This is a genomic window from Variovorax sp. YR752 (assembly GCF_943372545.1).
Genome location: NZ_CALRZC010000025.1, coordinates 13,736 through 34,977, shown reverse-complemented (window position 1 = coordinate 34,977; position 21,242 = coordinate 13,736). Strand labels below are relative to the sequence as shown.

General features: G+C 70.0%; 18 protein-coding genes. 13 read left to right on the top strand and 5 right to left on the bottom strand.

Annotated elements, in window-relative coordinates; translation table 11 throughout:
• The first annotated feature begins 8 nt into the window (after window positions 1-8).
• From aroC to AAG801_RS08640, 4 genes are all read left to right on the top strand, one after another.
• Window positions 9-1,109 carry a chorismate synthase gene (gene aroC, locus AAG801_RS08655; RefSeq protein WP_341888043.1) on the top strand — a complete coding sequence of 367 codons (1,101 nt, stop codon included), beginning with the start codon at window positions 9-11 and terminating at the stop codon, window positions 1,107-1,109.
• 157 nt (window positions 1,110-1,266) lie between these two features.
• Window positions 1,267-3,240 (top strand): methyl-accepting chemotaxis protein, encoded by a 1,974-nt coding sequence (locus AAG801_RS08650; RefSeq protein ID WP_341888042.1) that lies wholly within the window; start codon window positions 1,267-1,269, stop codon window positions 3,238-3,240.
• Between the two features lie 157 nt (window positions 3,241-3,397).
• On the top strand, window positions 3,398-4,549 hold the full coding sequence (locus AAG801_RS08645; protein ID WP_341888041.1) for an efflux RND transporter periplasmic adaptor subunit: 1,152 nt from the start codon (window positions 3,398-3,400) through the stop codon (window positions 4,547-4,549).
• Between the two features lie 10 nt (window positions 4,550-4,559).
• Complete coding sequence (locus AAG801_RS08640) at window positions 4,560-7,676, top strand: efflux RND transporter permease subunit (protein WP_341888040.1); 3,117 nt, start codon at window positions 4,560-4,562, stop codon at window positions 7,674-7,676.
• On the opposite strand, the gene AAG801_RS08635 is transcribed toward AAG801_RS08640, so the two are convergent.
• Together AAG801_RS08635 and phaZ are read right to left on the bottom strand one after the other, a co-directional pair.
• A complete protein-coding gene (locus AAG801_RS08635; RefSeq protein WP_341888039.1) occupies window positions 7,592-10,015 on the bottom strand; it encodes a methyl-accepting chemotaxis protein in 2,424 nt (807 codons plus the stop codon). The two genes, AAG801_RS08640 and AAG801_RS08635, sit on opposite strands and share 85 nt — an antisense overlap.
• A 100-nt stretch (window positions 10,016-10,115) precedes the next feature.
• The gene (gene phaZ / locus AAG801_RS08630) at window positions 10,116-11,333 is read right to left on the bottom strand and encodes a polyhydroxyalkanoate depolymerase (protein WP_341888038.1); all 1,218 of its coding nucleotides are present in this window, start codon (window positions 11,331-11,333) and stop codon (window positions 10,116-10,118) included.
• Between the two features lie 115 nt (window positions 11,334-11,448).
• Between phaZ and AAG801_RS08625 the strand changes: the two genes are divergently transcribed.
• A complete protein-coding gene (locus tag AAG801_RS08625; protein ID WP_341888037.1) occupies window positions 11,449-12,186 on the top strand; it encodes a glutathione S-transferase family protein in 738 nt (245 codons plus the stop codon).
• Here AAG801_RS08625 and AAG801_RS08620 read toward each other — a convergent pair whose 3' ends face one another.
• A complete protein-coding gene (locus tag AAG801_RS08620) occupies window positions 12,187-12,609 on the bottom strand; it encodes a cupin domain-containing protein (RefSeq protein WP_341888036.1) in 423 nt (140 codons plus the stop codon). It abuts the gene before it with no gap.
• 140 nt (window positions 12,610-12,749) lie between these two features.
• Between AAG801_RS08620 and ccmA the strand changes: the two genes are divergently transcribed.
• The 8 genes from ccmA to AAG801_RS08580 are packed head-to-tail and all read left to right on the top strand — an operon-like array spanning window position 12,750 to window position 18,438.
• Window positions 12,750-13,400: a cytochrome c biogenesis heme-transporting ATPase CcmA gene (gene ccmA, locus AAG801_RS08615; protein WP_341888035.1), complete on the top strand. Its 651-nt coding sequence runs from the start codon at window positions 12,750-12,752 to the stop codon at window positions 13,398-13,400.
• The gene (ccmB, locus tag AAG801_RS08610) at window positions 13,397-14,065 is read left to right on the top strand and encodes a heme exporter protein CcmB (RefSeq protein ID WP_341888034.1); all 669 of its coding nucleotides are present in this window, start codon (window positions 13,397-13,399) and stop codon (window positions 14,063-14,065) included. The genes ccmA and ccmB overlap by 4 nt, the downstream gene beginning before the upstream one ends.
• Window positions 14,066-14,072: 7 nt before the next feature.
• Window positions 14,073-14,828 (top strand): heme ABC transporter permease CcmC, encoded by a 756-nt coding sequence (gene ccmC / locus AAG801_RS08605; RefSeq protein ID WP_341888033.1) that lies wholly within the window; start codon window positions 14,073-14,075, stop codon window positions 14,826-14,828.
• Window positions 14,825-14,992 carry a heme exporter protein CcmD gene (ccmD, locus tag AAG801_RS08600; RefSeq protein WP_341888032.1) on the top strand — a complete coding sequence of 56 codons (168 nt, stop codon included), beginning with the start codon at window positions 14,825-14,827 and terminating at the stop codon, window positions 14,990-14,992. The genes ccmC and ccmD overlap by 4 nt, the downstream gene beginning before the upstream one ends.
• Window positions 14,993-15,454: a cytochrome c maturation protein CcmE gene (gene ccmE, locus AAG801_RS08595; protein ID WP_341888031.1), complete on the top strand. Its 462-nt coding sequence runs from the start codon at window positions 14,993-14,995 to the stop codon at window positions 15,452-15,454.
• The gene (locus tag AAG801_RS08590; RefSeq protein ID WP_341888030.1) at window positions 15,451-17,433 is read left to right on the top strand and encodes a heme lyase CcmF/NrfE family subunit; all 1,983 of its coding nucleotides are present in this window, start codon (window positions 15,451-15,453) and stop codon (window positions 17,431-17,433) included. Before ccmE ends, AAG801_RS08590 begins: the two co-directional genes overlap by 4 nt.
• Complete coding sequence (locus tag AAG801_RS08585) at window positions 17,430-17,960, top strand: DsbE family thiol:disulfide interchange protein (RefSeq protein ID WP_341888029.1); 531 nt, start codon at window positions 17,430-17,432, stop codon at window positions 17,958-17,960. The genes AAG801_RS08590 and AAG801_RS08585 overlap by 4 nt, the downstream gene beginning before the upstream one ends.
• Window positions 17,953-18,438 carry a cytochrome c-type biogenesis protein gene (locus AAG801_RS08580; RefSeq protein ID WP_341888028.1) on the top strand — a complete coding sequence of 162 codons (486 nt, stop codon included), beginning with the start codon at window positions 17,953-17,955 and terminating at the stop codon, window positions 18,436-18,438. Before AAG801_RS08585 ends, AAG801_RS08580 begins: the two co-directional genes overlap by 8 nt.
• A 15-nt stretch (window positions 18,439-18,453) precedes the next feature.
• Here the strand turns inward: AAG801_RS08580 and AAG801_RS08575 are convergent, their stop codons facing one another.
• Both AAG801_RS08575 and AAG801_RS08570 read right to left on the bottom strand, forming a co-directional pair.
• A complete protein-coding gene (locus AAG801_RS08575) occupies window positions 18,454-19,788 on the bottom strand; it encodes a metallopeptidase TldD-related protein (RefSeq protein WP_341888027.1) in 1,335 nt (444 codons plus the stop codon).
• Window positions 19,785-21,242, bottom strand: a complete 1,458-nt coding sequence (locus tag AAG801_RS08570; protein ID WP_341888026.1) for a TldD/PmbA family protein — start codon at window positions 21,240-21,242, stop codon at window positions 19,785-19,787. Before AAG801_RS08570 ends, AAG801_RS08575 begins: the two co-directional genes overlap by 4 nt.

Here is a 21,242-nt window from a genome sequence, read left to right as displayed (position 1 = left end):
ATCGGCGCATGTCAGGCAGCACCCTCGGCGAACTGTTCCGCGTCACCAACTTCGGCGAGTCGCACGGCCCGGCGATCGGCTGCGTGATCGATGGCTGCCCGCCGGGGATGGAACTGTCCGAAGCCGACATCCAGCCCGAACTCGACCGCCGCCGCCCGGGCACCAGCCGGCACGTGACCCAGCGCAACGAGCCCGATGCGGTGGAGATCCTCTCTGGCGTCTACGAAGGCAAGACCACCGGCACGCCGATCTGCCTGCTGATCCGCAACACCGACCAGCGCAGCAAGGACTACGGCAACATCGTCCAGACCTTCCGCCCCGGTCACGCCGACTACACCTACTTCCAGAAGTACGGCCTGCGCGATCCGCGCGGCGGCGGGCGATCCTCGGCGCGGCTGACGGCGCCGATGGTCGGTGCCGGGGCAGTGGCCCGCAAGTGGCTCAAGCAGCAGTTCGGCACCTCGTTCGTCGGCTACATGACGCAGCTCGGCGAGATCGAGATCCCGTTCGAGAGTGAAGCGCACATCCCGGACAACCCCTTCTTCGCCGCCAACGCCAGCGACATTTCGCGCCTGGAGTCGCACATGGACGAACTGCGCAAGGCTGGCGACAGCTGCGGCGCGCGCATCGCGGTGATCGCCCGCAACGTGCCGGCCGGCCTGGGCGAGCCGCTGTTCGACAAGCTCGATGCCGACATCGCCTACGCGATGATGGGCATCAACGCGGTCAAGGGCGTCGAGATCGGAGCCGGTTTCGCCAGCGTCGCCCAGCGCGGCACGACCCATGGTGACGAACTCACGCCGCAGGGCTTCGCCAGCAACAACGCCGGCGGTGTGCTCGGTGGCATCTCGACCGGGCAGGACATCACGGTCAGCATCGCGATCAAGCCGACCAGCTCGATCCGCAGCCCGCGCCACTCGATCGACCTGCACGGCCAGCCGGCCATGGTCGAGACCTTCGGTCGCCACGACCCCTGCGTCGGCATCCGCGCCACGCCGATTGCCGAGGCGATGCTGGCGCTGGTGCTGATGGACCACGCCTTGCGCCACCGCGCGCAGTGCGGGGACGTACACCCCGGGTTGGCGCCCATTCCCGCGCGAATCGCCTGATTCGCCAGAAATGACCCGGTCGCCGTCGAAGATGGCGGCTTAGTCCCTGTCAGTTCACCTCAAGAAGGCGGCGCCGGTTGCCGACAATGAGTTGGTGCATCAGAAGTGACTTTTGGCGTCGCTCGGGTGCGGACTCGTCAACTCCTTCAGGAATTCCATGAACAAGGCAGTAGCGACGGTGGGCGACGATCGCCGCGGCGGCTCCGGCGGCTTGATCGAGTTCTTCCGCCACCACGGTGCCTGGGCGCCGGGCGTCAAGCTGTTCCGGCGCATCCAGTTCCGCGCCAAGGCGATGATCATCCTGTCGGTTCTGGTCGTGCCGGTGCTGGTGCTGGGCTGGAACTACTTCGGCGACAAGGCGGCTGCCATCGACTTCACCAGCAAGGAACTGGAAGGCGTCGACTATGCACGCGAGGTGCTGCCGCTGCTGAAGCTGGTGCAGGAGCAGCGAGCACTGGCCGCGGCAGCGCAGTTGAAGGGTGGCGACAGCGCCGCCCCGGCGCGCGCCGACGACGTCTACGCAGCCCAGCTGCGCAAGGTCGAGCAGATCGATGCGCGGCTCGGTGCGTCGCTGGGCACGTCGAAGGCCCTGGCAGCACTCAAGGGCATGTCGCCCGCGGTTGCCGCTGGTGACTGGGCCAGGACCTACGCCAACTTCACCGGCCGGGTCGACGCCGCGACGGCGCTGCTCACCCAGGCTGCGGACGGTTCCAACCTGACGCTCGATCCCGATCTCGACAGCTACTACCTGATGGACGGCGTGACCGCTGCACTGCCGATGGTGGTCGAGGCCACGGTGCGTCTTCGCGACGCCGCGCAGGCCCTGGCGCGCGGCCTGCCGGCCTCCGACGACATGGTGCTGTGGATGACACGCGCCGAGGCACTGGGCGACCTCAACGACGAGCGTTGGGCCGCTGGCCTGCCCAAGGTCTACCAGTTGCAGCCCGCCTTCCGCCAGCTGCTGCGCGACGAGGAGATCCGCAAGCAGCTTCACGACTTCCACGCGCTGGCGGCCTCGCGCTCGGCCGACGATGCCCGGCTCGCGGCCGGCGCCGTGGTGATCGACGAACTGCACGGCGCGCAGAGCCGCACGCTCGACAAGCTCGAGCAACTGCTCGAGCTGCGCCGCTCCGGCCTGTCCGCCCAGCGTGCCTGGGTCACGGCGGTCGTGGTGCTGTCGCTGTTCACCGCCGCCTATCTCTTCTATTCGTTCTACCTGGTGACCCACGGCGGCCTGCGCGAGGTGCAGAAGCACCTCGAGGCGATGACCGCCGGCGACCTGACCACCCAGCCGCGCCCCTGGGGCAACGACGAGGCGGCCCGGCTGATGGGGTCTCTCGCCGACATGCAGGCCTCGCTGCGCGGCATCGTCGGCAAGGTGCGCGGCGCCTCCGACAACATCGTTCACTCGTCCTCCGAGATCTCCGACGGCTCGATGGACCTGTCCAGCCGCACCGAACAGGCAGCGGCCAACCTGCAGCAGTCGGCTGCAGCGATGGACCAGATTTCCTCCACCGTGAAGGCAACCTCCGAGCAGGCGCAGCAGGCGGCCGGCATCGCGCGCGGCAACGCCTCGCTGGCCGAGCGCGGCGGCGAGATCATCGGCACGATGGTGACGACGATGGAAGGCATCCACGCCTCCTCGAGCCGGATCGGCGACATCATCGGCGTGATCGACGGCATCGCGTTTCAAACCAACATCCTGGCGCTCAACGCGGCGGTCGAAGCGGCCCGTGCCGGCGAGGCCGGGCGCGGCTTCGCGGTGGTCGCCTCCGAGGTGCGCGCACTGGCGCAGCGCTCGGCCGAGGCGGCCCGGGAGATCAAGGGCCTGATCACCGAGAGCGTCGACCAGGTCGCCGGCGGCGCGAAGATCGTGCGCGACGCCGGTGCGACCATCGGCGAGATCGTCAGCAGCGCGAACGAGGTCAACCGGCTGCTCGCCGCGATCGCCAATGGTGCCGACGAGCAGGCCACCGGCGTCAGCCAGACCACCCAGGCCGTGCAGGACCTCGACGGCATGACGCAGCAGAACTCGGCGCTGGTCGAGGAGACCGCGGCCGCCGCGGCGTCACTCAAGGAGCAGGCGATTCGCCTGGCCGAGGAAGTCTCCCGCTTCAAGCTGCCGGCCTGAGCGGCCGGTACCGTCCATCCCTGCGCCGGCCCGTCCGTCGGCTGGCGGCGCAGTTCGTCACCCCGCCCCCGCGGCCTGTCGCATGCGGGATGGAGAAATCGCCCGGCGTTCCTAGACTGGCCCCGCTTCACGAGAGCGAACCAGGGAGGAACAAGAGATGCGCAAGGCGATCTGGCTGGGCGGGGCAGGCTTGTTGGTGGTGGCGGCGGCCCTGGGCGCCGCGAAGATGAGCGGTCTGGGCGGCGCAGGCAAGGACGCCAAGGCGCCCGACCCGACGCTCGAGTTCACCCCGCGCGAGGTGGTGCAGCCGCTGCCGGCGAGCCTGCCGCTGCGGCTGAGCTTCTCCGGCCCGCTGGTGGCGCCGCAGAGCGCCGTGCTGCGCGCCAAGGCCAGCGGCACGCTGCTGTCGCTGGCGGTGGGCGAGGGCAGCCGGGTGCGTGCCGGGCAGGTGATCGGCCAGATCGACCTGGCCGACCTGGGCAGCCGCGTCGCCGAACGGGCGGCCACGGTGGAATCGGCCCGCGCCCAGTTCGCCCAGGCCGAACGGGTCCATGCCTCCAACCAGCGCCTGGCCGACCAGCAGTTCATCTCCCCGACGGCGCTCGACGCTTCGCGTTCGTCGCTGGAGGCTGCCAAGGCCGGCCTCGAGGCGGCGCAGGCGCAACTGGCCATCGCAAGGCTGGGGCTGCGCGACGGCGCCCTGGTGGCGCCGATCGCCGGCCTGGTCGCCAAGCGGCATGCCCTGGCCGGCGAGAAGCTGGCGCTCGAACAGCCGGTGCTGACGATCGTCGACCTCGCCACGCTGGAGCTGGCCGGCAGCGTCGGCACGCACGAAGTGGCGCTGCTGGCGCCGGGCTTGCCGGTACAACTGCGCGTCGAGGGGGGCGACGGGCTGGTGGAAGGCCGGCTCGAGCGCATTGCACCGGCCGCCGAGGCGGGCACGCGGGCGATCGGCGTGACCGTCAGCGTGGCCAATCCGAAGGAGCGGCTGCGTGCCGGCCAGTACGCGGTCGCCTCGGCGACCCTTCCCGACCCGGAGCAGCGGCTCACGCTGCCGCTGCTCGCCGTGACGGGGGCGGCCGGCGCTGCACAGGTCTGGGTGATCGAGGGCGGCGTGCTGGCGCGTCGCGCGGTCACGCTGGGCCGGCGCGACGAGGCGCAGGGCCGGGTGGAGATCGTCTCCGGTCTGTCGCCGGGCGCGCAGGTGCTGGCCGCGCGCTTCGACAGCCTGCGCGAGGGCAGCAAGGCGACGGTCGTGGCACGTGCGGCGGCGGTGGCCTCGGCCGCCTCGACCTCTGCGTTGCGCTGAGGAGCCTGCCATGTGGATCACACGAGTGTCGATCGGAAACCCGGTGTTCGCGACCATGGTGATGGTCGCGCTGTGCGTGCTCGGCCTGTTCTCGTACGCGCGCCTGGGTGTCGAGCAGATGCCCGACGTGCAGCCACCGGTGGCCTTCATCGACGTCGCCTACCCCGGCGCCTCACCGGAGGCGGTGGAACGCGAGGTCACCAAGCTGGTCGAGGAGGGGCTGAACAGCATCGCCGGCATCAAGCAGATCACCTCGCGCAGCTTCGAGGGTCGCAGCCAGACCAGCGTCGAGTTCACGCTCAACGCCGACATGGCGCGTGCGATGCAGGACGTTCGCGACCGCATCGCGGTGGTCCAGGGCGCCTTCCCGGAGGACGCCAAGCCGCCGACGGTGGCGCGCTTCAACAACGACAACAGCAGCCCGGTGGTGGTCAGTGCATTGATCTCGCCGACGCGCAGCGCGCGCGAGCTGTCCATCCTCGCCGATCAGGTGGTGGCGCGGCGGCTGCAGCGGGTCGAGGGAGTGGCCACGGTGGAGGTGTCGGGCCTGGCCAGGCGCGAGGTGCGCATCGACCTCGACCCGGACCGCCTGCGCGCCTATGCGATCACGCCGGCCCAGGTGGCCGCCGGGCTGCGCGACGCCCATGCCGACCAGCCGGTCGGCCTGCTGTCGGATTCGACGCAGGATGCCATCCTGCGCGTCGAAGGCCGCGTCGCCGACCCGCGCCAGTTCGCCGACATGGTGGTCGCGCAGCGCGGCGGCCTGCCGCTGCGCCTGGCCGACCTCGGCCGCGTGGTCGAGCGTGAACGCGAGGCCGACACGGTGGCGCGCATCAACGGCCAGCGCGCCGTCAACTTCAACGTCTTCAAGCAGCAGGACGCCAACGTGGTGGCCACCGGCGAGGCGATCAAGACGGCCATGGACGAGGTGCGCAAGACGCTGCCGGCCGACGTCGAACTGCGCCTGGTCTATGCCAACAGCGACTTCGTCAAGGGCTCGCTCGAGGGCCTGCGCCACACGCTGATCGAGGGCGCGCTGCTGACGGTGGCGATCGTCTTCCTGTTCCTGCACTCCTGGCGCAGCACCATCATCACCGGGCTGACGCTGCCGATCGCGGTGATCTCCAGCTTCATCGCCGTGCATGCCTTCGGCTTCACGCTGAACTTCATGACGATGATGGCGCTGTCGCTGTGCATCGGCTTGCTGATCGACGACGCGATCGTGGTGCGCGAGAACATCGTGCGCCATGTCCACCTCGGCAAGGACCATTTCACCGCCGCGCGCGAGGGCACCGAGGAGATCGGCCTGGCCGTGATGGCCACCACCTTCGCGATCTGTGCGGTGTTCGTGCCGGTGGCCTTCATGGGCGGCATCGTCGGCAAGTTCTTCTACCCCTTCGGCATCACCGTCACCGTGGCCGTGCTGGTGTCGCTGTTCGTCAGCTTCACGCTCGACCCGATGCTGTCCAGCCGCTGGCCCGATCCACCGGGCGCGCATGCGCGCCGGATTCCCGGCGTCGCGCAGCTGATCGGCGTGGTCGATCGGGCGATGGATGGGCTGCATGCCGTCTACGAACGCCTGATCCGCTGGGTGTTCGAGCGGCCCGGGCGCAATCGCGCGATCGTGCTCGGCGTCGGTGCGGCCAGCTTCGTCGGCGCGCTGGCGCTGGCGCCGCTGGTGGGCAGCGAGTTCATCCCGCAGACCGACCAGGGCTTCACGCAGATCGCCATCCGCATGACGGTCGGCTCCAGCCTGGCGCGCAGCGACGAGAAGGTGCGCCAGGTCGAGGCCATCGTCGCCGCCTTCCCCGAGGTGAAGACCATCTCCACCAACGTCGGCGGGCAGGGCACGGGCCTCGCGGTCGGGCGCAACCAGGCCTCGCTGAACATCGGCCTGGTCGACCGCCGCGAGCGCAGGCGCACGCAGAAGCAGGTCGAGGATGCGATCCGCAGCGAGATCGCGCGCATCCCCGGCATCGAGGTCTCGGTCGGCTTCGACCGGCCGATCTACGTCGCCATCCTCGGCAGCGACCCGCAGGCGCTGGCCACGGCGGCGCGCGAGTTCGCGGAGAAGGTGAAGACGATTCCCGGCATCGCCGACGTCGAGCTGTCGGTCAAGCCCGGCCTGCCGGCCTACGCGGTGCGCCTGAAGCCCGGCGCGGTGCGCGAACTCGGGGTGACCGCGCCGCAGATTGCCGCCAGCCTGCGTGCCTACGTCAACGGCGAGGTCGGCACCTACTGGACCACGCCGGACGGCGAGCAGGTCGAGGTGCTGCTGCGCCTGCCCGAGGCGCAGCGCGAGCGGGTCGCGCAGATGGGGTCGCTGCCGGTGGCGTTCTCGAAGGAGGGCACGCCGATCACGCTCGACGCGGTGGCCACCATCGAGCCGGTGACCAACCCGGAGGTGATCCGCCGCCAGAACCTGCAGCGTCGCGAGGCGATCTTCGCCGGCGTGCAGGGCCGGCCTGCTGGTGACGTCGGCGCCGATGTGCAGAAACTGGTCGACGCCACCACGCTGCCGGCCGGGCTGCGCTTCGACGTCGGCGGCGCCACGCGCGAACAGCAGGAGGCCTTCGGCGCCATGCTCGGCGCCATGGCGCTGGCGGTGATCTTCATCTACATCGTGCTGGCCAGCCAGTTCGGCAGCTTCCTGCAGCCGATCGCCATCATGGCCTCGCTGCCGCTGTCGCTGATCGGCGTGATGCTGGCGCTGCTGCTGTGGCGCAGCACGCTCAACGTCTTCTCGATGATCGGCCTGGTGATGCTGATGGGCCTGGTGACGAAGAACGCGATCCTGCTGGTCGACTTCGCCAACCGCGCGCATCAGTCCGGCGCCACGGTGGCCGACGCCTTGCTGCAGGCCGGCCTGATCCGCCTGCGGCCGATCGTCATGACCACGGCGGCGATGGTCTTCGGCATGCTGCCGCTGGCACTGGCGCTGAACGACGGGGGCGAACTGCAGGCGCCGATGGGCCGCGCCATCATCGGCGGCGTGATCACCTCGACGCTGCTGACCCTGGTGGTGGTGCCTGTGCTGTGGAGCTATCTGGCGGGCACCAGGCGGCCCGCGCCCAGCGCGGCCGCCGGCGGCGCGACCGGCGCCTTCATGCCGGCCAGCCGCGACTGAGCTGGTGCCGCTGCGGCGGTGGTGGTGCGGTAGACGCCACAGCCGACCACCCGCTTCTCATCGAAGCGTTGCATGTACGAGGCCTTGGGCTGCACCACGCCGGTCTCGGCGTTGAGGATGTCGTACTCGATCCAGCCGCCGCCGCGTTCGGTGCGCTCCCAGGCGTCGACGACGAAACGATCACCGTCGATGCCCGGCACGTCGTGGATGCGCGAGCCTTCCTTCTCGGGCCGCGCGGCGTGCAGCAGGTAGCGGCCCTCGCGGTCGGCGACGAAGACGTACAGGTCGCGATCGACGAAGCCGTTGGCCCGGTCGCGCATCAGCCGGCACGCGGCTTCGTAGCCGTGCTCGTGCATGCAGCCGATGGCACGTTCGACCAGGTCGCGCGCCTCGTCGGCGCTGCCCTGGCGCAGGCGGATCGAGGCGACCGCGCTGGTCAGCAGGCCGGCGCGCTCGACCAGGTCCTGCGAGGCGCTGGCCGACTCCTCGACCATCGCGGCGTTCTGGCGCGTGATCTCGTCGAGGTTGCCGACGTTCTGGCTCATCTCGCGCAGGCCCTGGCTCTGCTCGGCGCTCGCCGACGCGATGTTGCGCAGCCGCTCCGAGACATCCTTGACGCCGGCGACGACGGCGTCCAGCGTCTGGCTGACGCCCTCGATGCGGCCCACCGATGCGCCGACCTGCCCGCTGGACGCGGCGATCAGCGTGCGGATCTCGCCCGCCGCCGCGCTGCTGCGCTGGGCGAGCTGGCGCACCTCGGCGGCCACCACCGCGAAGCCGCGACCGGCCTCGCCGGCACGCGCCGCCTCGATGGCGGCGTTCAGCGCGAGGATGTTGGTCTGGAACGAGATGCCGTCGATCACGCCGATGATCTCGCCGACGCGTTTCGAGCTGCCCTGCAGCGCGTCCATCGAGCCGACGGTCGCGCGCATCGCCTCGCCGCCGGCCTCGGCCTGCACGCGCAACGCGCCGGCAATGCGGTCGAGTTCCTGGGCGGCGTCGGCGCTCGAGGCCACCGCCGCGCTGAGCTGGCCGACCGTGGCCACCGTCTGGCGCAGGCTGGCGGCCTGTTCGTCGGTGCGCTGCGACAGCGCCTCGCTGCTGGCCGCCGCCTGCTGGCCGGCCTGGCCGACACGCACTGCGCTGCTGCGGATCTCGGCGACCATGCCCGACAGGCGTGCGTTCATGCCTTCGAGCAGGCCGCCGATGTCGGCCAGTTCGTCGGCACCGCGGATTTCGACGCGATGCTCGAGGTTGCCACCGGCCACGGCCTCGACGCCGCGCGACAGCGCCTTGAACGAGCCGGCGAAGCTCAGGTAGAACGAGATCGCGAAGTACAGCATCAGCGCCACGCCGACCAGCGTGACGCTCATCTGCACGGCCATCGTGCGCAGGCTGTGCTGCGCCCGTTGCGTGAGTGCGCCCTCCAGCTCTGCCAGCACCTGCTGGTCGAGCTTTGCGAGTGCCGCCAGCGCCTGGCTGCCGCGGTCGAAGAATGCCGCCGGGTCACCCTCGATCGCATCGGCCTCGAAGACGCTGCGCACATGCTGGCCGAAGGCGTCGGCGGCGGCGAATGCCGGCTCCCAGGCGCCAGGCGGCGGCGTCCCAGTGCGTTGCAGGGCCTCGATCTTGCCGCGCAGATCGGCCAGCTGACGTGACAGCAGGTCCATGCGGCCGAGGATCTGCACCCGCTCGGTGTTGCTTGCGTCGCCGCGCACCAGGATCGCGGCGCCCTGGCCGCGCGCCAGGCCGAGCGTCTCGGACAGCGGCACCATGCGCTCGACGGCGATGTCCATCAGGAAGAAGGTCTGCGCCTGCGGATCGAGCAGCAGGCCGGAGCGTTCGGCCACCAGCAGCATCAACTGCCGCAGCTGCTCGACGGCGGCGGTGTGCTGGGCGAAGGCCTCCTGGCGCCGGGTCTCGTGGCGGCCCTCGGCCAGCGCGGCCAACGGGGCACGACTCGCCGACCACAGGTCGGCGGCGTCGAAGCGCCCGGTGGCAGCGATGGCGGCGTCCAGCGTGCGCAATGCAAGGTCGAACTCGCCGCGTGCCTGCGGCAGCGCATCGCGCGCAGCGGCATCGCCCGACAGCGCCCGATTGGTCAGGCCGCGGTGCGTCTGCACCTGGCCGACCAGCGCATTGGCCGCCTGGACGACGCGGGTGCCTTCCAGTTCCGATAGCGCGAAGTTGCGGTCGGCCTGCCCGGTGCGGTAGGTGTCCAGCAGCAGCAGGAGCAACGGGACCAGCAGGAACAGCCCCATCACGATCATCTTGACGGGAATGCGCAGCCGGCGCATCAGCAGGATGCCGGGTCCGAACAGGGAAAGGCGTGCTGTCATGTGCCGTGGTCTCCGAGGTCCGGGCGCGCCTCGCCCGGACGCACCTCGATTCGCGGGATTTCGGCCGATCCGGCAGCGACTTGAGCGCCGCCTCGTGCGCTCAGCCGCTCACGTGGATGACGTCGCGCACCAGCGGGTAGATCTGGTTCTGCCAGCGCCGCCCGCTGAACACGCCGTAGTGGCCGACGCCCGGCTGCACGTAGTGCGTGCGCATGTAGGGGCGCAGCCTGCTGCACAGGTCCTGCGCAGCCAGCGTCTGGCCGACGGCGCAGATGTCGTCGCGCTCGCCCTCGATGGTGACCAGCGCGGTGCGGCGGATCGACGACGGGTCGACCCGCCGGCCGCGGAACATCAGTTCGCCGCGTGGCAGGTCGTAGGTCTGGAACACGCGCTCCACCGTCTCGAGGTAGAACTCGGCCGGCAGGTCGGCCACGGCCATGTATTCCTCGTAGAAGGTCCGCGTGGCTTCGGCCTTGTCGTGCTCCTGCTCGACCAGCGCGACGTAGTAGTCGCGGAAGGCGTTGACATGGCGCTCCTTGTTCATGCTCATGAACGCGCTGAGCTGCACGAAGCCGGGGTAGACACGCCGGCCGCCGCCGGCGAAGCGCCAGGGCACGAGGCTGATCAGGTTCTTCTCGAACCACTCGATCGGTTTCGTGGTGGCCAGCTGGTTGACCGCGGTCGGCTCGATCCGGCAGTCGATCGGGCCGGCCATCAGCGTCAGGCTCGCCGGCGTGGCCGGGTGCTCGTCTTCCGACATCAGCGCGGTGGCGGCGAGTGCCGCCACGCAGGGCTGGCAGATCGCCATCAGGTGCGTGCCGGGGCCGATGGCGGCGAGGAACTGCATCACGTGCTCGATGTACTCGTCCAGGCCGAAGCGACCCTCGGACAGCGGCACGTCGCGTGCGTTCAGCCAGTCGGTGATGTAGACGTCGTGGTCCTGCAGCACGGTGCGAACGGTGTCGCGCAGCAGCGTGGCGAAGTGGCCGGACATCGGCGCGACGATCAGCACACGCGGCTGCGCCGGTGCGCCGACCTTGGCGAAGCGGCGCAACGTGCCGAAGGGCGCGTGATGCACCTCCTCTTCGGCGATCGCCCAGTCACGGCCCTGGGCGTGCACGCTGGCGATGCCCCAGTCCGGCCGGCGGTGCGTCACTTCGGCCAGGCGCATCACCTCGCAGGCTGCGGCCACCTGGCGGTGCGGCGGGTGGCCGCCCATCCCGAGGCTGTCGTCCAGCAGCATCGGCACCGCGGCGCGGGCCATCGTGCGCAGCGGCCACATCACGTCGGCATGGGCCTGGTAGGCGTGGTACATCAATCAGGTCTCCCGAAGCGGTGATCACCCTGGAGCGAGCAACTAATGCGCCAAGGCAGCGCGCGTGGCATGTGGATTGCTCGTTGCACCGCCACCTCCCTGGACCAAGGCCTCCACCATGCCGCCCGTTGCCACGCCCACCCGCTCCAAGGCACCCGCGCGCAAGAAGGCCGCGCCGGCGAAGGCGCCACGACGCGCCGGAACGCGCGCCTCGTTGACGCTGTCGAGCAAGAATTACTCGTCGTGGTCGCTGCGCGGCTGGCTGCTGTGCCGCTTCGCCGGGCTGGACTTCGACGAAGTGATGGTCTCGCCGGACGACGCCGATGCGCGCAAGGAACTGCTGCTGCTGGCGCCCTCGATCCGCGTGCCCTGCCTGACGCACGACGGCGCGAAGCTGTGGAACACGCTGGCGATCGCGCAGTACCTGGCCGAGATCTGCCCCGATGCCGGCCTGATGCCGGCCGAGCGGATCGCGCGCGCGCACTGCCGCTCGGTCAGCGGCGAGATGAACTCCGGCTTCGCCAACCTGCGCGCGTCTCTGCCGATGAACCTCAAGGCGCGCCACCCGGGCTTCAAGATCTGGGCCGGCGCGCAGCCCGACATCGACCGCATCGTCGAGATCTGGACCGAATGCCTGGCCACCTACGGCGGCCCCTACCTGTTCGGCCGGCAGCGCACGATGGCCGACGCGATGTACGCGCCGGTCGCCACCCGCTTCCTCAGCTACGACGTCAAGCTGAACAAGCCCTGCACCGACTACTGCCGCACCATCATGGCGATGCCGGAGATGCAGGAGTGGGTCGCCGCGGCGCGCAGCGAACCCGAGGAGATCGAGGAACTCGACATGGAGTTCTGATCAGGCCCAGCCCTGCGGCGCCGGCACCTCCGCCGGCGCCGGCATCTCGACCGTCTTGAAGTCGGCCGGGCCGACGATCTCGATGTACTCCATGTCCGGCGAGTAGTCGAACAGGTAGTGCACGATGCCGGGGCGCTGGTGCACGCAGTCGCCGGCCGAGACCAGCGTCTCCTGGTCGCCGTACATGAACTTCGCCCAGCCCTTGGTCATGATGACGATGTGGAAGTCCGCTTCATGGCGGTGCCAGCCGGTGCCCTTTTCGGGTGCCATGTTGGCCTTGACCCGTTGCGCGATGACGCGCCCATGCGTGGCCGCCTCGACGCCCAGGTCCTTGTAGAGGAAGAAGTCGCGCAGGCCGTCGCTGCGCCAGGCGGTGTCTCCCGGCTTGACGTGGGAGAAGAGCGTGGTGGTGGTGTCGAGCATGGCAGGCCCTCCGCACAGGTTGATGTGCAGGTGCAGCATGCATCAACCGTTCCCGTTCAAGCCTGATTGATGCCCGATAAGGGAAGCCGAAGGTGTTTGCGGCATCATTCGGGGTTTCCAGCGTTTCGCGCCCCATTCCCGTGCCTTCTTCCCGCCCCGCGCTCGCGGCCAGCGACCTCGCCTGCCGCCGTGGCGACAGGCTGCTGTTCCGCGGCCTCGACTTCGAACTGAAGAGCGGCCAGATCGTCTGGCTGCGCGGGCCCAATGGCAGCGGCAAGACCAGCCTGCTGCGACTGCTGGCCGGCCTGTCCACCCCCGCCGAGGGGGCGGTGACCTGGGGCGGCGTGCCGCTGCGCCGTGCCGGTGCGGCCTGGTGCCGCTCGTTGTGCTACCTGGCCCACGCCAATGCGCTGAAAGACGATCTCAGCGTGCTGGAGGCCCTGCAGTTCCTCGCCCGGCTGCACGGCCATGCGGGCGACGAGGCCGGCTGCAGCGAGGCGCTCAAGCGTGTCGGACTGTTCAGTCGCCGCCGTGCCGCGGTGCGCACGCTGTCGCAGGGCCAGCGCCGACGCGTCGCGCTGGCGCGGCTGCAACTCGATGCCGCGGCGCCGGTCTGGATCCTCGATGAGCCCTACGATGCGCTCGACGCCGAGGGCACCGCGATGCTCGACGCAGCGCTGTCCGCGCACGCCGCGCGCGGCGGCGCCGCGGTGCTGACCAGCCACATCGACCTGACGCTGCGCGAGCCGGCGCCGGTCGTGCTGCAGCTCGATGCCTACCGTGTGCAATGAGCAGCGCCTTCGCCACCATCGTCGCGCGGGACCTGCGGCTGGCGGCGCGGCGGCGCGTCGAGGCGCTGCTGCCGATCGCCTTCTTCCTCGTCGCGGTCAGCCTGTTCCCGCTCGGCGTTGGCCCGGAGCCGCAGACGCTGCGCCAGATCGCCCCGGGCGTGGTCTGGGTCTGCGCGCTGCTCGCGGCGATGCTCTCGCTGACGCAGCTCTACGGGGGCGATCATGCCGACGGCTCGCTCGAGCAGATGCTGCTGTCGGGCGAGTCGCTGTGGCTGATCGCTGCGGCCAAGGCGCTGGCGCACTGGGTCGTCACCGGCGCACCGCTGGTGCTGGCGGCGCCGCTGTTCGGCATCCTGTTCGACCTCAGCGCGCCGGCCAACCTCACGCTGGCGCTGACGCTGCTGCTGGGCACGCCCATCCTCAGCCTGCTCGGCGGGTTGGGTGCGGCGCTGACACTGGGCCTGCGCAGCGGCGCGGTGCTGCTGATCCTGATCATCCTGCCGCTGTGCATTCCGGCGCTGATCTTCGGCGCCGGTGCGGTGTCGGCTGCCGAGGCCGGCATCTCGACACGCGGCCATTTTTCCCTGCTCGGCGCCTTGCTGATCGCCTCGGTGCTGCTGGCACCGCTGGCCACCGGCGCGGCGCTGCGCATCGCTACGGAGTGACATGCCCATGGAAGGCCGCCTGACCTTCTTCACCTTCTCCTCGCCGCCGCGCTTCTACGCGCTGACCGGCAGGATGATCCCTTGGCTGTGGGCAGTCTGCCTTGCGCTGACCGTCGCCGGGATGTACATCGGCTTCTTCGTCGCACCGACCGACGCGACGCAGGGCGAGGCCTACCGGGTCATCTTCGTCCACGTGCCGGCGGCCTGGATGTCCATGCTGCTGTACCTGGTGATGGCCTTCTGGGCGGCGATCGGCTGGGCCTTCAACGCCCGCCTGGCCTCGATGGTGGCGCGCGCGATCGCGCCCACCGGCGCCGTCTTCACCTTCCTGGCGCTGTGGACGGGCGCCTTCTGGGGCAAGCCGACCTGGGGCACCTGGTGGGTGTGGGACGCGCGGCTGACTTCGGAACTCATCCTGCTGTTTCTGTATCTGGGTTTCCTGGCCCTGGTCAACGCGATCGACGACACCCGTCGCGCCGACCAGGCCGGCGCGCTGCTGGCGATCGTCGGTGCGGTGAACGTGCCGATCATCTACTTCTCGGTGAAGTGGTGGAACACGCTGCACCAGGGCGCGACGATCAGCATGACGGCGGCGCCGAAGATGGCGCAGACCATGCTGACGGCGATGCTGCTGATGACCTTCGCGTTCTGGGCCTATGCCTTCGCGGTGGTCTTCATGCGAACGCGGGCCATCGTGGTCGAGCGCGAGCAGCACACGGAATGGGTGTCCGAGATGGTCCGCAAGCAGGGAACGGCAGCATGAACTGGGGCAGTGCGAGCGAATTCTTCGCAATGGGTGGTTACGGGCTCTACGTCTGGGGCTCGTACATTGCCACCGCGCTGCTGATGGTCTTGGAGCCGATCCTGGCCGCGCGCAGGCATGCTCAGGCACGCCGCGAGGCCGCCCACATGAATGAGGAGTCCTGAATGAAACCCCGCCACAAGCGCCTGGCCATTGCCGGAGGCGTCGTCGTCTCGGTGGCCGCCATCGCGGCGCTGGTGCTCAACGCCTTCCAGAGCAACCTGGTGTTCTTCTATTCGCCGACGCAGATCGACGCCAAGGAAGCGCCGTCCAACCGCACCTTCCGCGTCGGCGGCCTGGTGCAGGAAGGCAGCGTCAAGCGCGACGGCGTGAAGGTGAACTTCGTCGTCACCGACACCGCCAAGACCGTGCCGGTGATCTACGAAGGCATCCTTCCCGACCTGTTCAAGGAAGGCAAGGGCGTGGTCGCGCAAGGCCAGCTGAAGGATGGTGTCTTCGTCGCTCGCGAAGTGCTGGCCAAGCACGACGAGAACTACATGCCGCCTGAAGCGGCCGAGGCGCTCAAGCACGGCCAGCAGGTCAACGAGAAGGTCGGCAAGTCGGTGATCCAGGGGGGCAGCCAATGATTCCGGAGATCGGCCACTTCGCGCTCTGGCTTGCGCTCGGCATCGCGGCGCTGCTCGGCGTCGTGCCGATGATCGGGGCGCAGAAGGGCCGCGCCGACTGGATGGCGCTGGCGCGGCCGTTCACGGTCGCGCAGTTCGTGTTGGTCGCGATCGCCTACGCCTGCCTGACCGCGGCCTTCGTGCAGCACGACTTCTCGGTGCTCTACGTGGCCAGCAACTCCAACAGCGCGCTGCCGCTGCCCTACCGGATCGCCGCGGTGTGGGGCGGCCACGAAGGCTCGCTGCTGCTGTGGGTGATGATGCTGTGCGTCTGGCAACTCGCGGTGGCGAAGTTCAGCGCCCACCTGCCGATGCCGGTGCTGTCACGCATCCTCGCGGTGATGGGGCTGATCACCGTCGGCTTCCTTCTCTTCATGCTGATGACGTCGAATCCGTTCGACCGCCTGATCCCCGGCGCACCCGACGGCCGCGACCTCAATCCGCTGCTGCAGGACCCGGGCATGGTGATCCACCCGCCGATGCTCTACATGGGCTACGTCGGCTTCTCGGTGGCATTCGCCTTCGCCGTCGCCGCGCTGATCGGCGGCAACCTCGACACGCAGTGGGCACGGTGGACGCGACCGTGGACGACGGTCGCCTGGGTCTTCCTGACCATCGGCATCGCGCTGGGCAGCTGGTGGGCCTACTACGAGCTGGGCTGGGGCGGCTGGTGGTTCTGGGACCCGGTCGAGAACGCCTCCTTCATGCCCTGGCTGGTCGGCACCGCGCTGATCCATTCGCTGGCGGTGACCGAGAAGCGCGGCAGCTTCAAGAGCTGGACGGTGCTGCTGGCCATCATGGCCTTCTCGCTGTCGCTGCTCGGCACCTTCCTCGTGCGCTCCGGCGTGCTGAGCTCGGTGCACGCCTTCGCTACCGACCCGCGCCGCGGCCTGTTCATCCTCGCCTTCCTGGTGATCGTGATCGGCGCCTCGCTGACGCTTTACGCCTGGCGCGCGCCGAAGGTCGGCCTCGGCGCGCGCTTTGCGCTGCTGTCGCGCGAGACGCTGCTGCTGCTCAACAACGTGCTGCTGGTGGCCGCCACCGGTGCCGTGCTGCTGGGCACGCTCTACCCGCTGGTGCTGGACGCGCTCGGCCTGGGCAAGATCTCCGTCGGCCCGCCGTACTTCGACACGGTGTTCGTGCCGCTGATGGCGCCGCTGGTCTTCCTGATGGGCGTGGGCCCGATCGCGCGCTGGAAGCACACCGAGCTGCCCGACCTGTGGACGCGCCTGCGCTGGGCGCTGGGCGTGGCCATCGTCGCGGCGATCGCGGTCGAGTGGTCGACCGGCGAGATCGGCTTCCTGGCCACGCTGGGCCTGGCGATGGCCTTCTGGGTGATCGCCTCGGTGGCGACCGACCTCGCCGAACGCCTGCGCGGCGGCAACCCGTTCCAGCGCGCGAAGCTGATTCCGCGGGCGATGGTCGGAATGATGGTCGCCCACCTCGGCATCGCCGCGTTCATCATCGGCGTGACCATGGTGCGCGGCCACGAGGTCGAGCGCGACGTGAAGATGGAGGTCGGCGACAGCACCGAGGTGCGCGGCTTCACCTTCACCTTCCGCGGCGTGCGCGACGTCGACGGGCCGAACTACGTGGCTGCGCGCGGCACCATCGAGGTCAGCCGTGACGGCCGCAAGCTGCGCGACATGCACCCCGAGAAGCGCCTGTACCGCGTGCAGCAGAACCCGATGACCGAGGCCGACATCGACACCGGCCTGACCCGCGACCTCTACGTCTCGCTCGGTGAACCGGTCGAAGGCGGCAAGGGCGCGTGGATCGTGCGCATCTACGTCAAGCCCTTCGTCGACTGGATCTGGGGCGGCTGCGTGCTGATGGGCCTGGGCGGCCTGCTCGCCGCCACCGACCGCCGCTATCGCGCCAAGGTGAAGAGCGAGCAGCCGGCCACGGTCGCCGCGGGGGCGGCGGGAGCGGCCACTTGAAGAGCCTGAAGTTCCTCATCCCGCTGGCGCTGTTCCTGGTGCTGGCGGGCTTCCTCGCTGTCGGCCTCAACCTCAACCCGCGCGAGGTGCCGTCACCGCTGATCGGCAAGCCGGCGCCGGCCTTCGAGCTGACGAAGCTCGATGCGCCCGACCAGAAGCTCAAGCGCGACGACCTGCTCGGCAAGGTCTGGGTGCTCAATGTCTGGGCCTCGTGGTGCGCACCGTGCCGCGAGGAGCATCCGCTGCTGGTCGAGTTCGCCCGCCGCAAGATCGCGCCGGTCTACGGCCTGAACTACAAGGACACGCGGCCCGCCGGCATGGCCTTCCTGACCCAGCTCGGCAACCCGTACGAGGCCTCGCTGTTCGACGGTGACGGCCGCGTCGGCATCGACTACGGCGTCTACGGTGTGCCCGAGACCTTCGTGGTCGACAAGCAGGGCACGATCCGCTTCAAGCACGTCGGGCCGCTGACGCCCGAGGTCATCGCCAACAAGATCACGCCGCTGCTGAAGGAACTCAATGTCTAGCCGCTTCACGATGCGTGGCATGACCGGCTGGCTGCTCGCGCTGTGCCTCGCGCTGCCGCTGGTCGCCGCGGCGAAGGACGCGGCCCCGGCCTCCGACGACCCGGTGCTCGAAGCCAAGGTGATGCGCATCTCCGCCGAGCTGCGCTGCCTGGTCTGCCAGAACCAGACCATCGCCGACTCGCATGCCGACCTCGCGCAGGACCTGCGCGGCCAGGTGCGCGAGATGCTCAAGAAGGGCCAGAGCGAAGCGCAGATCATCGACTACATGACGCAGCGCTACGGCGACTTCGTGCTCTACCGGCCGCCGGTGAAGTCGACCACCGCGCTGCTGTGGTACGGGCCGGCGCTGCTGATGATCGGAGGGCTGGTGGTGCTGGTGGTGGTGCTACGCCGGCGCAGCAAGCTGCCCGACGACCAGTTCGAGCCGGACGAGGGCGAGGACGCCGGCACCGAGCCTGCCCAGCCGCTCAAGGGCTGAGCCGCCGACGCTGAGCTACAGCGTCAGCTTCCAGCCCTCGACCAGCGCGCCGGGTGTGCTCAGCGACCCGAGCTGCCGCTCGAGGTAGGTGCCGCTCTCGGCGATCAGCTCGGCACGGTCGCCCAGGCCGACCAGCCCCTCGCCGAACATGCGCAGGAACGAGTCGTCGAAGCGCATCACGCCGATCGGCTCGACCGGCCGGCCATCCTCCACCCACAGGCAGGCGAAACGCGTCAGCCCGGTCAGGCGGCAGGCCTGGCGGTCGGAATAGTTCAGGTACCAGAGGTTGCTGATCCACAGGCCGGTGCCCAGCTCGGCCACCGCCCGGGCATCCGAAAGCTGCCCCGGCAGCAGCGACAGCGCCTCCGGCGTCTCCGAGGGGTTCGCGCCGTTGGCGGTGACGCCGTACTCGCGTGCCGAGCGGGCATTGGCCAGCGTGTCGGTGGCCAGGCCGCGCTCGATCAGGCTGATGCGTTCGGGGCGGCCGAAGCCTTCGGCGGTGTAGGCCGGTGCGCTGCCGAGCGCCGGATGCTCGAACAGATTCACGTCCGGATGCAACACCGCGTCGCGGTGCGCCAGGCGCATCAGGCTGGAGGTGCCGGTGCGCCGCGCCTTCAGGCCGAAACCGCCCCAGCCGAGCGCGCCGAGCAGTTCGGCCATCGCCGCCGGTGCGAACCAGGCGCGGTAGGCGCCGGGTTTCAGCGCACGCGCCGGTTTCGCCAGCAGCGCGAGCTGCGCGGCGCCGTGACCGACCCGTCGGGCGAACTCTTCGTCGCTCCAGTGCGCGCCGGCATAGGCGGTCTTCACCGCCTTGTCGGCCGAGTGGTACAGGCACCAGTCGAAGTGGAACGTCTCCACGTGGTGCCAGTGCCGCGTGCCGGCGCTGTCGGCGAAGGCGCGCACCACCGGGCCGGCGGCATGGAAGCCGACGAAGTCCAGCCCGGCCGCCGCCTCGGCCACGCAGCGCACCAGGCGGCCGGCGTCGGGCAGGGTGCCGGTCTCGTGGCGCTCGCTGCGCACCGGCCTCTCCGGCAGCAGCAGCCAGGGGTCGTCGGCGAGGTCGGGCAGCATCGTGCGCAGCGTGTCGAGCTCGCTGCGCAGCGCTGCCACGTCGGCATCGAGGCGGCCGCTCAGCGTGACCCGGGCCTCGGCGCGGCGCTGCCCCTGCGTCAGCGCGACGGTGGCGACCGCCTGCTCGACGTGTGTGGCCTGGCGCACCGCGGCGTGGTTGAAGCGGATGAAGTCCGAGGACTCGGCCTTGAACAGCAGCGAGCTGCGCTCACCGTCGCGCGCTGCATCGCACACGGCCTGCGCGAGCCCGTCGAAGTAGCCCCGCGACACGACGCTCATGCGGATGCCCCGACCACCGCCACGCGATTGAAGCGGCACGCCGGCGATGCATGGCCGACGCGCGCCATCTGCGAGGGCTCGCCCTTGCCGCAGTAGGGCGTGCCCATGACCTCGAAGGTGTCGGCGTTGCCGACCATGGCCAGCGAGCGCCAGAAGGTCGCGCTGATGCCGCGGTAGGCCGGGTCGCGCACCACCTCGGCGAGACGGCCGCCGCGGATCATGCGGCCCCATTCGCAGCCGAACTGGAACTTGTTGCGCGAGTCGTCGATGCTCCACGAGACGTTGGTGCGCATCATCACGCCGAACTCGATGCTGGCGATCATCTGGTCCAGCGTCGACGTTCCCGGCTCGATGTTCAGGTTGCTCATGCGGTCGATCGGCGCGCGGTTCCAGCCGCTGGCGCGCGCCGTGGCCACGCCTTCCAGATCGGGCCGCATCGCGCGGGCGCGGGCCAGCGACACCGCGCCGCCCAGCGGCCGCTTCAGGATGCCGTTCTCGATCAGGTGCTGGCGCTGCGCCGGCTCGCCCTCGTCGTCGAAGCCGAAGCTGGCGATCTGCTCGGGGCGCGTCGGGTCGTAGGTGACGTTGAGCAGCGCGCTGCCGTACGCATAGTGGCCGAACATGTCCAGCGTGACGAAGCTGGTGCCGGCGAAGTTGCGCTCGTCGCCGAGGATGCGGTCGAGCTCGAGCGGATGGCCGATCGACTCGTGGATCTGCAGCATCATCTGGTCGGGCATCAGCAGCACGTCCATGGTGCCGCTCGGGCAGGGCGGGGCCATCGCCAGCTCGATCGCCTCGGCCGCCACGCGTTTGCCCTCGCCGGCGAAGCGCGCGCGCTCCAGCACCTCGAGGCCGCCCTGCTGGCACCAGCCGTTGTACTGGCCGGCCGAGGAGCGTGTCTGCGTGATGCCATCGACATGCGCCGTGGCCTGCACGTGCGGCATGGTCTGGCTCCAGTGCTGCTCGCTGCGCCCGCCTTCGCTGGTCAGCAGCAGCTGCGAGACCTCGGTCGAGAACAAGCTGGCCGACCAGTCGACGATGCGCGCATCCGGGTGTGCGCCGGCGCAGACCTCGGCGAGCAACTGCGCCCGTTCGCGCAAGCTGGTCGTGCCGACAGGTCGCTGCACGACACCGTCGTAGCGGCCACGCGCCGAGGCGGCGGGCAGGTCAGCGGGGTCGAAGGCCATGCGCGAGCCCGCCGCCCGCGCCAGGCGCCGCGCGCGGGCGAAGGCCTCCGCGAGGCCGGCTTCGCTGAGGTCGCTGGTGCCGGCATGGCCGAGACCACCACCGGCTGCTACGCTGACCATCACGCCGGCATCGCGCATGCGCTGCGGAGCCTCGGCCACGTCCTGGCGCACGGTGAGCGTCTCGGAGACCTCCTGCACGCCACGCACGGTCCAGCGCGCGTCCGTCGGGGCGACGCGCTGCGTCAGGATGTCGAGGGAGTCGAGCAT